This window comes from Streptomyces ochraceiscleroticus, from assembly GCF_000720485.1.
In the GTDB taxonomy this organism is placed as follows: Bacteria; Actinomycetota; Actinomycetes; order Streptomycetales; family Streptomycetaceae; genus Streptomyces; species Streptomyces ochraceiscleroticus.
On record NZ_JOAX01000040.1, the window covers coordinates 16,738 to 29,186 of the forward strand.

Here is a 12,449-nt window from a genome sequence, read left to right on the forward strand (position 1 = left end):
TCGTTCGTACTGGCGATGGGTCGGACGCTCATCTCGCGCGCCACCCGGGCAGGCGTGGCACGCGGCAGGCCGGCCGCTGGCCGACCGCAACGGCGGCGTCTATATGCGCCACCGGCAGAGGGCGGCCAGCACGGTCCGTCCCTCGCTGGGAAGCCGGCTTCTCTTACCGGCGGAACGGTCGACGACCCGATGCCCGGCGGTGCCTGCCGTCAGCGCGAGCGTCGCCACCCCAGCCGGCTCCGCGCGCACGGGCGGTTGCTGCGCGGAACGGAGCGCAGCGTCGGCATGGAAGGGCAGACACCCATCGGGCACCGCGACGGTCTCGACGGCGGCCGCGGGCAAGGGGGCGGAGGCAACCGGCACGGAAGCATGAGCGTCCAGGTGCGTCGGCAGCCCACCGCAGCCCAGCAGGGTGAGGAGAAGTACGCCCAGCACGGCCCACGCAAAGCGGAACATCCAGAGCGAGCTCATCGATGAGGGCGTTTTACGGGAATGGGATTGATGAAAGGGGTGAAGCGGCACGCATCCTCCGCGCGGGTGTCGCCCTCCTCAGAAACGGAGGCACGACGAGCAGGGATCAACGGGATGACGGGAGTTCCGTCGACCGCCCCCGCACCGCGCGTAAAACGGCAGGCGTGGGAGGTCGGACGCCCAGGGAGCGCCGACCTCTAGATGCGCAGGACCGTTGGGTCCGCTGATGGCGGTATGGGGACAGCCAGGTCCCGTGCCGCCGGGCCGTGGGTACGGTCCATGACGGGCACACCTCGGCCCCATGCCGAGTTGAGTGGCGAGAGGCAGGGTGCCGCTAGATCAGGCCCCTGCTCCGGCTGGCCCAACGCACAGTCATCGACATACTGATGCCCGCCGTGCCCGCCGTGATGACCGCCCGGCTCCTCAACCCCGGACGAGTCCCCCGAGGAACCATCCATAGCAGTCGCAACAGATTCGCCCGCACTGACAAGTGTCGACGAGGCATGCGAAGCCGTAGCGCTGCTGAGGGAGGGAGTGTGACGCACTGTCACCTCGGGACTTACCGCGTGCGTATACAACAGCCCGAAGAGAAGCAGGCCCAGCCACCACACAGGCAGCGGAACCGCTGATGAGCGGCTCCGCCAAGCGCGGGAAGGCAACCAGGCCGTAATCACACCGTGATCGTACCCCGCTGCAGAGCGAGCGCCACCTCGTTTCCGGAAACGGATTGTGAACAAGCCATGCCCTCACTCCGCAGGACGCTGAATGGGCGCAACCTCGCTCAAGGGCAACGGGCTTTACTAAATGCAAACATCACGCATTTCGCCGACAATCATCGTCGACAATCATCAGCGGGCACGGAAAAAGCGGCCGGCAGGGCTGGTGCCCCGCCGGCCGCTCCGCGGCCTGACGTCCGCCGCGTCAGCTCTTCTTGAGCATCGTGTCCATCTTCTCGATCTCCGCCTTCTGCGCCGTGATCACGTCATCGGCAAGCTTCTTGGCGGGACCGTATTCGCCCTTGGCCTTCTCGGTCTCGGCCATCTGGAGGGCGCCCTTGTGATGCTCGACCATCATCTCGAGGAACATCTTGTCGAAGTCGGCGCCGGACGACTTCTTCAGCTTGTCCATGTCCTCGCTGCTCATCATGCCGGGCATCGAGGAGGACATGTCGTGTCCCATGTCGCCGTGGTCCATGTCGCCGTGGTCCATCCCGCTCATGTCCTCGGGCGCCTCCTCGCCCCACGAGGTGAGCCAGCCGGACATCTTCTTGATCTCCGGGTCCTGCGCTCCCTTGACCTCCGTGGAGAGGTCCTTCACCTCGCTCGACACGCGCTTGCCGTCGGCCAGGTCGGCCATCTCGATGGCCTGACGGTGGTGCTGGATCATCTCCTTGGCGAAGGAGACGTCCGCGCTGTTGTGCTTACCGCCCTTCGCCGACGGGGACGCGGATGCGGACGCCTTGGAGCTGGACTCCATGGAACCCATGTCGTGCCCCTTGTCGTTCCCGCCACAGGCGGCAAGGACGAGAGCGGCCGCACCAGTGGCGGCGACGAGGGCGGTACGGCGAATGAACGCGCGGTGCGCAGTCATGACGGAACTCCTGGATTGCTGAACTGATCGGATACGGATGAACGGCACGCCGGTGTGCGCCGCCGGCTCGTCCGGAGGGCACAGCGCGGCAGGCCGCCGCTATATCCGCAGCAATTGGAGTTCGGAGAGTGAGGGTGGCGCCCGGTCGCTCGCCGGGCCGCTGACGAACCCACAGGTACGGGCATCCGTTGGTTCGGCACCGTTCACGACACCAGGCAGGGGCGCAGGCAGCGACGGAGGCCCGGCGATGGAGGCCGAGACGCACATCCCGCTCGCGTGATCAACATGTCCGTCGCCGTGGTCATCCTGGCCGCACTGCCCGACCCCGCACACCATGGGACCGGCGGCCCGGCTGTCGGCGGCCATCCGGTGGTGCCCTGAGGCCGTGGCGATCCCCGGCACCGGGCCGAGGCCGTGCATGCCGAGCAGCCCCAACAACAGCGCACCCACGAGCAGCCCCCAGAGCCGCAGCATCCGCTGCGGCCGGCCGGGCAGTCCGTAGTGCGTCACAGGCACATCGTAGACATACGAGAGAGGCGCCTGGCGATACGCCCCGGCGCGCCTCGACTGCTCGACGACGATGGTCACGTGGCGCGTCGCGCCCCCGCACAATGCCTGAGATCATGCCTTCGTCGCACAGGCGATGAAGAGCGGCACGGCGAGGAACAGCCGGTCTCTGTGCGCTCGCGCCCGCTGTTCGGCGCGTGCCGAGCAGCCGGTTCACAAAGACCAGCTTGTATCTGGCTCCGGCGCCCACCGCTCGGACGCGCGGCCGTTCCAACAAGCGGCGGTGACGCTGCGACGACCACAACGGGCCTGTCTCAGCGACCAGTTCGACGAGGTCCCCGTCGGCAGACCACTGATCGGCCGACTACCGACAATCGCTGCACGATAAGCCTTTCCCATGTACCAACCGTGCCGCTTCCTCTCGCAGGACCGGGTTCGCGCGAAGCTCGCAGGCGAAGTCCGCGTCGGGAGGTCCGGCGATGTTGATGACCTTCCCGCCAGGCTTGAGGACCCGCAGGGACTTCTCCAGGGTCTCGCCTCCTAGAGCGTCCAGGGGGAGGGAGGCAGCCTCCGCCATGGTGAGCGTGGCCGCTTGGGTGCCAGGTCGTTCTGGTGGACGGCGATGAGTTCGGTGAAGGTGCCGATGCGGTCCTTATCGGGCCGGGCATAGACCTCATCGCTCACCGCGAACCGGGGGACGTCCGATCCCACCTCGACCACCGCCCCGGCGAGGTCGTTGCCCAGGATGAGAGGGAGACGGTACGGCAGGATCGCCTTGAAGCCGCCGTCGCGGATCCCGAAGTCCAGCGGGTTGACGCTCGCCGCGTGGACCCGGACCAGGACATCGTCGGCGCCCACCTGCGGGCCCGGGACTCGGCGATGCGGCCGCCGCCCTTGTCGCCGTACCGCTCGATCATGAAAGCCTTCATCGTCGTCTCCGTTTCCCGTCCACAGGGGGATGTGGCCGCTGTGCGTTCCGGGCTTCTGCCAGTACGACACCCTTTGTAGGGTTTGTTTCGGTTTCCTGGAGCCCTCGCCGATGCGGCGGGCGGCCGTCACCGGCGCGGTATCCGTCGCCGGGCATCAAGGCCACCGGTGGGGCGATGTGCGCCTCACGCCGCGCTCGGCGATGCGGCCGCCAGGCCCTGCTTCACGTGCCGGGTGATCTCGTCGGCAAGGATCTCGTGCAGTCCCGTCTCGATGCCGGACAGGGCCTGGGCGGCGACCTGGCAGCAGCTTGAAGTTGGCTTCGACGGGGGCCAGGAGGCGTAGGTCGGAGTACGGAACAGGTCGGCCTTGTTCTGGGTGACCAGCCAGGCCACGTGACAGCCTCGTGTCTCCTCAGGCAGGATCGCCGGGACGTTGCCGGGGACGCCATACCGCTTCGACGAGCAGCTAGACCACACCCCGATCTCGTTGCAGATTTCGTCCGCATGGGGGAGGCAGTTCCTGCTCAACAAAGCTGAGCATGCCACTGAGATCCAATACAGAGGTACTGCAGGGCGGGCACTTGGGTTCATGACCGGACGCTGGACAGCTCAGGGGCTGGCGGGAGTTGCGTCGGGGCCGTCGTCCCGGCAGCCTCTTCCCGTGCGAAAACTACTGATCGTTCACCACACGCCCTCGCCCAACGTGCAGGCCATGTTCGAAGCCGTTGTCGCGGGCGCCACCACGGAGGAGATCGAGGGTGTCGAGGTCGTTCGCAGGCCGGCGCTCGCTGCCACGGTCTCCGACGCGCTGGAGGCGGACGCGTACATCCTGGGAACCCCGGCCAACCTCGGCATGATGAGCGGCGCGCTCAAGGTCTTCTTCGACACCATCTACTACCCCTGCCTCGACGCCACCCGGGGCCGCCCGTACGGCCTCTACGTGCACGGCAACAACGACACCACGGGCGCCGTCCGCGGCGTGGAGTCCATCACCACGGGGCTGGGCTGGACAAAGGCCGCCGAGAACGTCCTGGTCACCGGGGAGCCGGACAAGGCCGACAGTGAGGCATGCTGGAATCTCGGCGTCACGATCGCGGCCGGTCTCATGCCCTAGCTGTGCAGCTCACGGGTCCGTTGTCCTTCCGCCACAGCCTCGGGCGCCACGCGGGTGCGGGGCCGAAGACGGCCACGACAACGGCGCCGACCAGCCAGGTGCCGGCGATGAAGCAGAAGACGCTCTGATAGCCGTGGCCGTTGTAGAGGGCCGCGACGATCAACGGTCCGGCGGCGTTCGACAGCCGGCCCAGTCCGTAGGAGACGCCGGTTCCCAGCGAGCGGCCGCGGGTGTCGAAGAGCTCCGGGGAGTAGGCGTAGCCGAGTGCGGTGTAGCCGCGCTCGAACATGTTCACCAGGAACCCGAAGACGATGATCAGGACGGGGTTGAAGGTGAGCCCGTACAGCAGACCGCACAGCGCGATGACCGTACCGAAGGCAGCCAGACACCACTTGCGTTCGAAGCGGTCGGTGACCAGGGACGCCAGATACGAGCCGAGTGACGCGCCGACCGAGGCCCCCGTCTGGCAGCGCCACCGGCACGGCCACCACCCCCGACGGCCGCCGGCAGGGGCCCGCACCGTCAGCCTGCAGGACGTCCTGACCGGGCGGGCCGCGGCCCGCGAGGACTCGCGGCAGATCACCTTCTCCGAGCGCGGCAACATCCAGGGCGCCCAGTTCCACGCGGTGGCCGCCCTGGTCTACGAGCGGGCCCGCAAGCGCGGACTGGGCCGGGAGGTCCCCCTCGACTGGCTGCTCCAGGACATCCGCGACTGACCCTGCTGCTGCGCTGCCGGGGGCCCGAGGAGCGCGGGCTGCGGTTCACCACGCCCGCTGAGCGGACCCCGGCAGGCCCGGAGCCCGCCGCGTCCGGAAGGTGGACAGGGGCGGGCCCTTCGCACACAGGTCCGCGAGGCCGGCGGCTACACGGACTCGGGCACTTTCTCGTCCGACTCCGCCGAGGTGGCCTGCTTCCGGTCTTCCGCTCGGTCGCGGACCGGCAGCATCATCAGGATCGCCAGAGCGGGACCGGCGGCAAGGGTGAGGAACGCGGCGTTGAAGGATCCGGTCGCGGAGAACACCGCGCCCACCGCCAGCGGCACGAGGACGCTGCCGAGCTGCCAGATCGCGTTGGCGATCCCCGCCACGCTGCCGGTCACCGAGGCGGGCACGAGACGCGGGATGAGGGCGACCAGGAGCGCGGTCCAGCCGTAGGCGGCGCCGCCGAGCAGCGGTGCGATCCAGATGAACGCCGTGGGCGAGGACAGACTGCCGAACCACACCAGGGTGAGCGCGAACACGGCGAAGATCACAAGGCTGGGCGTCTTGCGGGCGCCGCCGAAGAAGCGGTCGGTGATCCAGCCCACCAGCGGCTTCACCACGACGGCCGTGATGGCGAAGATCGCGACGACCAGTCCCGCGGTGCCGGCGTCGATGTCATGACCCTTGATCATGAGCGCGTTGGCCCAGGTCACAAAGCCGTACAGGCCCCAGAAGCCGCAGAACCCGGTCAGGCACGTGAGGACCACGTCACGGTTGCGGAGGAAGGTGCGCAGATCGGGACCGAAGATCCCGCCGGACTTCCGCTCGACGGGAGCCTTCTTCTGGCACCCTTCACCTCCTCCGGGCCGTTGCGGAGCACGAACAGCAGCAGCGCCGCCACGACGACCGAGATGATGCCGAAGACGTGGTGAGAGGTCCCCCAGCCGTGCCAGGCGATCAGGGCCGGCACGACAGCGTTGGCAATGGCGGTGCCGAGCGAGGTCGCCGTGGTGAAGACACCCATCGGCATGCCGAGCTTCTTGGACGGGAACCAGCTGGAGATCAGGCGGACACCGGCCGCGTAGTCCGCCCCGGCGAAGAGCCCGACGACGGCCTGCACCGCAATGCCGACGGTCGCGGACGTCGTGGAACCGAAGACGCTCATGAACACACCGGCACCGGCCAGCGACACGGTGAGCACGATGCGGCCACCGAAGCGGTCCACACCGATGCCGCCGATGGCATTGGAGATGACGTAGCCCACGTAATAGGCGGTAGCGAAGACACCGAGGCTCGCCATGGGCACGGCCAGCCCCTCGCCGACGAAGACCGAGGCCGGTCCCCAGGTCGAGCGGTCGATCGAGGTGAGGGTGAAGGACAGCCAGCAGGCGACGAGCACCACCCAGCGGTAGGGGAGGGAGCGTCTGCCCGGCTGGGGGTGGAGTGGAGCAGGTTCATCATTGAACCTCCGCTGCGGAGGGGGGATGGGTCGCGGACTCGAAGCCGGGCAGGCTCACAGGTCCAGGATGAGCCGCTGGGAGGCGCAACCGCCAACGCAGATCATCATCGAGGTGTTCTCGGCACGTTCCTTCTCGGACAGGATGGTGTCGGCGTGGACGGGGGTCCCGCCGAGCACCTTGGTCTCGCAGGTGCCGCAGAAGCCCTCCTCGCAGGAGGAGAGGACGTCAGGGCGCAGGGTGCGGACGGCCTCCAGGACCGAGGTGCCGGGGGTGACGACGACGGTCTCTCCGGTGCGGGCGAGTTCGACCTCGAACGCGTCGCCGTCGGCGTCCTCCGGGGCGGATGCGGCAGCGCCGGTGCCCGCCGAGGTGAACTGCTCGGTGTACAACGGCAGCCCGGGCCGGGCACTGTCGATCTCCGCGCGCAGGGCGGCGAGCAGGCCCGGCGGTCCGCAGGCATGGATCGCGCCGCCCTCCGGCACGTCCCGCACCAGGGCGGGGAGGTCGAGCGGCTCCCCCGCAGTCAGCCGGAACCGCGCGCCGGCGGACTCGGCCAACATACGTGCCTGCTCGACGAACGCCATGGTGGTGACCGCGCGTCCACCGTAGTGCAACTCCCAGGAGTCGCCGCGTGCCGTGGCCTCGCGCGCCATGGCGAGAACGGGGGTGATGCCGATGCCGCCGGCGACGAGGACGTGGTGGGCGGCGGGCTCCAGCGGGAAGTGGTTACGCGGGCCGCGGATGGCGAGGGTGCGCCCGATGAGCGTGGAGTCGTGGATCTCGGCGGATCCTCCGCGGCCGTCGGGTTCCCGCAGTACGGCGATGGTGTAGGCGGGGTCGCCGGGCTCGCCGCACAGCGAGTACTGCCGCACGGTGCCGGACGGCAGGCGCAGGTCGATGTGGCCTCCGGCGTCCCAGGCGGGCAGCGGGACGCCGTCGGCCGGCGCGAGGACGAGCGAGACGGCTCCGTCGGCCTCCAGGCCGAGCCGGGTGACGGTCACCTCCCGCCAGTCGGACACGGTCATGACTCCTCCTCCGAGTCGCGGGTGCCGCCCCGCAGCACCTGCAGGAAGTGCACGACGGGCGGCAGGTCACGCAGTACGGCGATGGTGTCGACGTACTCGCGCAGCACCGCGGCGGACGCGTGCTCGTCGGCACTGCTCCAGGACAGGCCGGGGGCGACGACGACGGCGCCGAGCAGGATGCCGGCGGCGCGGGCGGCCTCTCCCAGGGCGGCGACCGCGGCGTGGTCGACGAGGGAGAGGTCACAGGTGACCAGGGTGATGGCGTCGGCCCGCTCCACGGCCTCCCTGAGGCCGTCGTCGAGCTTGTCACTGTCGGCGAGGGTGACCCCGGTCAGGGAGTCCCGCCGGACGGCGAGGTCCAACTCGCCCGGGCGCAGCCTCGGCCGCGCCAGACCAGAGCCTTCCAGGCCCAGCGCCTTGCCGCGCCGACCCAGCTTGCTGGGCTTGAGTGCCTTGAGCCCCTTGCCGAAGGCCTTGCCCAGCACACCGCCGCCGACGCCCAGGACGGCACCCTCGCCCAGCACGTGCGCCAACTTGCCCGGGTCCTTGAACGCGTCCGGGTCCTGCAGCGCGGCATCCAGGGCGGAGAACTTCATGCCCTCGCCGACCATCCGCCCCACAGTGGCGACGCCCTTGATCTCCTTCAGTGCGCGCAGTGCCCGCTGCAGGCCGCGGATGACCTCCACTACCGCACGGATCGTGCGAGCCAGCGCGGTCCCGGACTGCTCGATCCGCGCGATCAACGCGATGATCCGTGCTGCCCGGGCGCCCGAGGCGAGGGTCGTTGCCACCGTCGACATGCCCGCGGTCAGCACCGACAACGCAAGCCCGGCCACCTCCATCTCGACGATCTCCACACAGATCACACCGATCTCGGTGATCATCTCGTGGGCCTCGTCCGCGAACTGATCCAGCGCCCTCGCGCCGTCGCGCAGCGCATAGGCCATCCGATCGGCCTGATCACGAGCCTTCTTCGCCCGCAGATGGAACGCCTCGGCGGCCTTGCCCTCCCACTCCACATCCTCAAGCGCCGCGCCGGCATCCCGGCTGGCGTCCTCCAACGCCCCGGCCAACTCCCGCCACTTCTTGGCGATCTCGCGGACGCCGTCGGGGTCGACGGCCGGATCAGAGATACCCAGGAACTCCAGGACGCTCGCCATGGACTCGCCCATGGCGTGGTTGACCTGGTTGATGTAGTGCAATGGATTCAGGTCGACCACAGCGCCGTGGATCCTCCCCCGTCAGAAATGTGTGCTGCCGATCCGTGTGCGCGCCGGCTCAGCCCTTGTCGTCCCCGCCCAGCAGCGCATCGAGCTGGTCGAAGGCGTCGGAGATCTCCGTCATCGCCGTCGCCTGCTCACGCCACTCCTCGTTCAACTCGCGGGTGAGCCGGCCCAAGGTGTCCATGGCCTCGGCGATGTCGTCCTTCGCGCTCAACAACGACCCGAGGGCGCCGAGCGCGGACAGGTCGTGCCCCTGCTCCGAAAACGCCTGTACCGGACGGTGAGTGTGATGCGTCATCCGGCGCAACGCCTGCGCCCCTGTGCGGATACTCTCCGCGTCCTTCTTCAAATCCGACATCGCGGTCTCCCCAAGTCCGTGACCACGCGTGCATGAGTACCGGGTGCCACTGGATACAGCCCAACCTAAGAAATCATCGAACTCCAGCCGATGATTGTGATCATGGGGATGAGGCGGCGTCGAAGCGGAGACCGTCTCCGATGATCATGACGCGGCATGAAGGTGATCGCGATGCTGCAGGCGGCCACTGAACGCTCGATTCGGCGACTTCATCATGCCGACTCATGCCGGGCAGTCATCCAGTCAGGACTGATCGAGGCACCTGCGATGCCGTCGCGCCAGACGGCGGTGGAGTACTCCTGGCCTGATGGGGGCTCACGGCCTGCCCCGAGTTGCGTTTTCGTCGGCCGCTGTTCGACCGAGGACCTGCAAGGCCCCGAAGCCTCCCGCAACTGGCAGCTGACGAGGGGAAATCCCTCATCGAGCCGGTCGGCGGCCGAATCGTCGCCGAGTACTTCGACATCGGCCACAGCCGCTCCCTGCCCTGGCGCCGCCGCCCCGTGCCTCCGCCCTCCTCGACGCCCTCAAGAACCCCGACCGCGGCTTCACCGCCGTCGTCATCGGCGAACCCCAACGCGTCTTCTACGACAACCAATACAGCCTCACCCACCCCCTCTTCACCCACTACGGCGTGGAACTCTGGGTACCCGAGGTCGGCGGCCCCATCAACGCCGACAGCGAAGCCCACGACCTGGTCATGTCCGTCTTCGGCGGCATGAGCAAGGGCGAACGCAACCGCATCAAAGTCCGCGTCCGCGCCGCCATGGCCTCCCAGGCCCAGATCGAAAGCCGATTCCTCGGTGAGCGACCGCCGTACGGCTACCGGATCGCCGACGCCGACCCGCATCCCAACCCGGCCAAAGCCGCCGACGCCAAACGCCTCCACCGCCTGGAGCCCGACCCCGCCACCGCCCCCATCGTCCGCCGCATCTTCGCCGAGTACCTGCGCGGCCGCGGCTACTACGCCATCGCCGAAGGGCTCACCCGCGACGACATCCCCTGCCCCTCCGCCTACGACCGCGCCCGCAACCCCCACCGCAGCGGTACTGCCTGGGCGAAGAACGCCGTACGCGCCATCATCTGCAACCCCCGCTACACCGGCCACCAGGTCTGGAACCGCCAGCACAAACAGGAGGTCCTCCTCGACGTCGAGGACGTCGCCCTCGGCTACCAGACCCGCCTGCGCTGGAACAGCCAGGACGACTGGATCTGGTCCAAGAACCTGGCCCATCCTCTCTGGTCCAAGAACCTGGCCCATCCTCCGCTGATCGCCATGGAGGACTACCTCCACGCCACCGAGATCCGCGCCTCGAACACCCGGCAGAAAGGTCCCAAGGAGCGCCGCCCCAAGGTGCACACCTACGTCCTCACCGGCCTGCTCCACTGCGCCCGCTGCCAACGCAAAAATGACCAGCCACCCTGTCCGCACCGAGCCCTATTACCGCTGCCGCTATGCCGAGGAATACGCTCTCGCCAACAAAATCGACCACGCCCGCAACATCACCCTGCGTGAAAATGACGTCGTGCCCGCCCTGGACGAGTGGATCTCCCTCCAGTTCACCCCCGGTCACCGCGACGCCACCATCGACCGCCTCCACGCCGCCCAGCGGCTGAGCGCCCCCGATGCAGCGGACGAGGTCCAGGCGATCATCCGCGACTGCGACTCCAAGCTCACCCGGTACCGGAGCCTCCTCGACTCCGGCGCCGCCGACTCCGCCACCGTCGCCCAGTGGATCACCGAAACCGAAGCCCACCGCAAAACAGCCGCCGCACGCCTCACAGCACAGCACCACGTCCAGCTCAGCCGCCACCAAATCGCCGGCCGTGTACAGGCCGCCGGAGACATCGCCGACGCACTACAGCACGCCGAGCGACCGGCAAAGGCGCGCTTGTACGCCGAGCTCGGCCTACGCCTCGACTACCACCACACACAACGCAAAGTGCTGGTCGGGATCGCTCCCGGCCAGCACTTGGTTGGTGAATCGTATGTGGGTCGTTCACGAAATCCGCTGACCAGGAGCGATGTCTCCAATTGACCAAATGATTCCCGGCAGCATGTAGATCATTACCTGAATAGTTGCGTGCGCATCCACCTGATTTCGGAATCGGCCCCTACCGTATGCCCCAGACCAAGCACGCCGCTGTCAGGCATGCCGCGCACGTCGCCGACGTGGCCCCGTCGGCGGGCGAGTACTCCAATACATTGGCCGGCCTGAGGCAGTCAGCAGCGCCAGCCGGGGCGGACAGGAGGGCCTGAGGACGCAGGCGAAGGAGCTTGCGACCTTGATCCTCCGGGCGGCCAGCGTGTGGTCAAGAGATCGCCTTCTCCTGGCTACGAGTGAGCAGGGCGGCCCAGGAACCCCTAGGATCCGAGGTGGCGAACGAGATTCCCGCAGGGGATCGCTGGAACGAGACGGGGCGCGCAGTGACGCGCCAACAGCGGCAGACGGTCGAGGCGGGAAGGAGGATCGAGCGGTGTCGTCACTTCGCGAGCGCGGGAACCATCTGCACGCTCGTAGCTTCGGAAAGGAGGCTCTGGGTGCTGGGGTGCCGCTGATAAACGGCATCGATTTCCTCCGAGGCTGCCACGTCGTCGGACGGACGGGCGAGCTGCCTGGCGACCGCATCCCTGAGCGAGTCGGCGATCTCCGCGTCCAGCTCGACCACGCGCAGCCCCTCTACGATTCCGGTGCTTGAGTCGACGAGCACCATGTAGGCCATAAAGGGTTTTCCGATCCCTCCAGGCACCCCGACCCTACGGTCGCGCTGCCGATGGGCCTCCCAGGGTGAATCCCCCCAGCCGAGAGAGTCCGATTGGCGGTCTGGTCGGTCCGGAGTCTCGAACCGGTAGCACCACATGAGATGCCTGTTCCCAGGGACAACGGCGAACGTAGCCGCGCCAGTACTAAACGCGTGCTTTTCACCAGCCGTGAGCCCATCGAACGCATAGATGATCTCTACATATGGGTCGTTGAGTACGAGATTGGCGGCGGATTTCGGCCAGTTGACCTGCTTCGGGTAAGGAGCGCCTACCACCAGCGAGTACCCCATGCTCCATCCTTTCCTCGAAC

At 68.1% G+C, this 12,449-nt stretch carries 14 protein-coding genes and 3 pseudogenes; 4 read left to right on the forward strand and 13 right to left on the reverse strand.

Going from position 1 to position 12,449, the window contains the following annotated elements; all coding sequences use genetic code 11:
* Window positions 1-99: 99 nt before the first annotated feature.
* The 5 genes and pseudogenes from IG84_RS0134325 to IG84_RS40890 all read right to left on the reverse strand — a co-directional run.
* The gene (locus tag IG84_RS0134325; protein WP_031066348.1) at window positions 100-456 is read right to left on the reverse strand and encodes a hypothetical protein; all 357 of its coding nucleotides are present in this window, start codon (window positions 454-456) and stop codon (window positions 100-102) included.
* Between the two features lie 936 nt (window positions 457-1,392).
* Window positions 1,393-2,061: a DUF305 domain-containing protein gene (locus tag IG84_RS0134330; protein WP_031066350.1), complete on the reverse strand. Its 669-nt coding sequence runs from the start codon at window positions 2,059-2,061 to the stop codon at window positions 1,393-1,395.
* Window positions 2,062-2,160: 99 nt separating this feature from the next.
* On the reverse strand, window positions 2,161-2,571 hold the full coding sequence (locus IG84_RS0134335) for a DUF6153 family protein (RefSeq protein ID WP_245659705.1): 411 nt from the start codon (window positions 2,569-2,571) through the stop codon (window positions 2,161-2,163).
* 418 nt (window positions 2,572-2,989) lie between these two features.
* A pseudogene (locus IG84_RS40285) lies at window positions 2,990-3,497 on the reverse strand (alcohol dehydrogenase catalytic domain-containing protein); the annotation flags it as partial.
* Window positions 3,498-3,680: 183 nt separating this feature from the next.
* Window positions 3,681-3,797 (reverse strand): annotated as a pseudogene (locus IG84_RS40890) (short-chain dehydrogenase); the annotation flags it as partial.
* 361 nt (window positions 3,798-4,158) lie between these two features.
* Here IG84_RS40890 and IG84_RS0134350 point away from each other — a divergent pair.
* Window positions 4,159-4,611: a flavodoxin family protein gene (locus IG84_RS0134350; RefSeq protein ID WP_031066358.1), complete on the forward strand. Its 453-nt coding sequence runs from the start codon at window positions 4,159-4,161 to the stop codon at window positions 4,609-4,611.
* Here IG84_RS0134350 and IG84_RS0134355 read toward each other — a convergent pair.
* Window positions 4,601-5,065, reverse strand: a pseudogene (locus IG84_RS0134355) (MFS transporter); the annotation flags it as partial. The gene IG84_RS0134350 and the pseudogene IG84_RS0134355 sit on opposite strands and share 11 nt — an antisense overlap.
* On the opposite strand from IG84_RS0134355, the gene IG84_RS41730 reads away from it, so the two are divergent.
* Window positions 5,022-5,327, forward strand: coding sequence for a hypothetical protein (locus IG84_RS41730; protein ID WP_169749919.1), 306 nt, complete (start codon window positions 5,022-5,024; stop codon window positions 5,325-5,327). The pseudogene IG84_RS0134355 and the gene IG84_RS41730 sit on opposite strands and share 44 nt — an antisense overlap.
* A gap of 146 nt (window positions 5,328-5,473) precedes the next feature.
* On the opposite strand, the gene IG84_RS41915 is transcribed toward IG84_RS41730, so the two are convergent.
* The 6 genes from IG84_RS41915 to IG84_RS41365 all read right to left on the reverse strand — a co-directional run bounded on the left by IG84_RS41915 (window position 5,474) and on the right by IG84_RS41365 (window position 9,848).
* The gene (locus IG84_RS41915) at window positions 5,474-6,079 is read right to left on the reverse strand and encodes an MFS transporter (protein WP_211266556.1); all 606 of its coding nucleotides are present in this window, start codon (window positions 6,077-6,079) and stop codon (window positions 5,474-5,476) included.
* Window positions 6,061-6,714 carry an MFS transporter gene (locus IG84_RS41920; RefSeq protein ID WP_211266557.1) on the reverse strand — a complete coding sequence of 218 codons (654 nt, stop codon included), beginning with the start codon at window positions 6,712-6,714 and terminating at the stop codon, window positions 6,061-6,063. Before IG84_RS41920 ends, IG84_RS41915 begins: the two co-directional genes overlap by 19 nt.
* A 111-nt stretch (window positions 6,715-6,825) precedes the next feature.
* On the reverse strand, window positions 6,826-7,797 hold the full coding sequence (locus IG84_RS0134370; protein WP_031066363.1) for a PDR/VanB family oxidoreductase: 972 nt from the start codon (window positions 7,795-7,797) through the stop codon (window positions 6,826-6,828).
* Window positions 7,794-9,017 (reverse strand): WXG100 family type VII secretion target, encoded by a 1,224-nt coding sequence (locus IG84_RS39150; RefSeq protein ID WP_051862793.1) that lies wholly within the window; start codon window positions 9,015-9,017, stop codon window positions 7,794-7,796. Before IG84_RS39150 ends, IG84_RS0134370 begins: the two co-directional genes overlap by 4 nt.
* Window positions 9,018-9,075: 58 nt before the next feature.
* Window positions 9,076-9,378, reverse strand: a complete 303-nt coding sequence (locus IG84_RS0134380; protein WP_031066368.1) for a hypothetical protein — start codon at window positions 9,376-9,378, stop codon at window positions 9,076-9,078.
* Between the two features lie 212 nt (window positions 9,379-9,590).
* Window positions 9,591-9,848, reverse strand: coding sequence for a hypothetical protein (locus IG84_RS41365; protein WP_157848992.1), 258 nt, complete (start codon window positions 9,846-9,848; stop codon window positions 9,591-9,593).
* Window positions 9,849-10,009: 161 nt separating this feature from the next.
* Here IG84_RS41365 and IG84_RS39155 point away from each other — a divergent pair, with 161 nt between their 5' ends.
* Both IG84_RS39155 and IG84_RS39160 read left to right on the forward strand, forming a co-directional pair.
* Window positions 10,010-10,891 (forward strand): recombinase family protein, encoded by an 882-nt coding sequence (locus IG84_RS39155; protein ID WP_051862794.1) that lies wholly within the window; start codon window positions 10,010-10,012, stop codon window positions 10,889-10,891.
* Window positions 10,892-10,901: 10 nt separating this feature from the next.
* On the forward strand, window positions 10,902-11,414 hold the full coding sequence (locus tag IG84_RS39160; RefSeq protein WP_051862796.1) for a hypothetical protein: 513 nt from the start codon (window positions 10,902-10,904) through the stop codon (window positions 11,412-11,414).
* Window positions 11,415-11,859: 445 nt separating this feature from the next.
* Here the strand turns inward: IG84_RS39160 and IG84_RS41370 are convergent, their stop codons facing one another.
* Entirely contained in the window at window positions 11,860-12,429 is a 570-nt protein-coding gene (locus tag IG84_RS41370) for a hypothetical protein (protein ID WP_157848993.1), read from the reverse strand.
* Window positions 12,430-12,449: the final 20 nt, after the last annotated feature.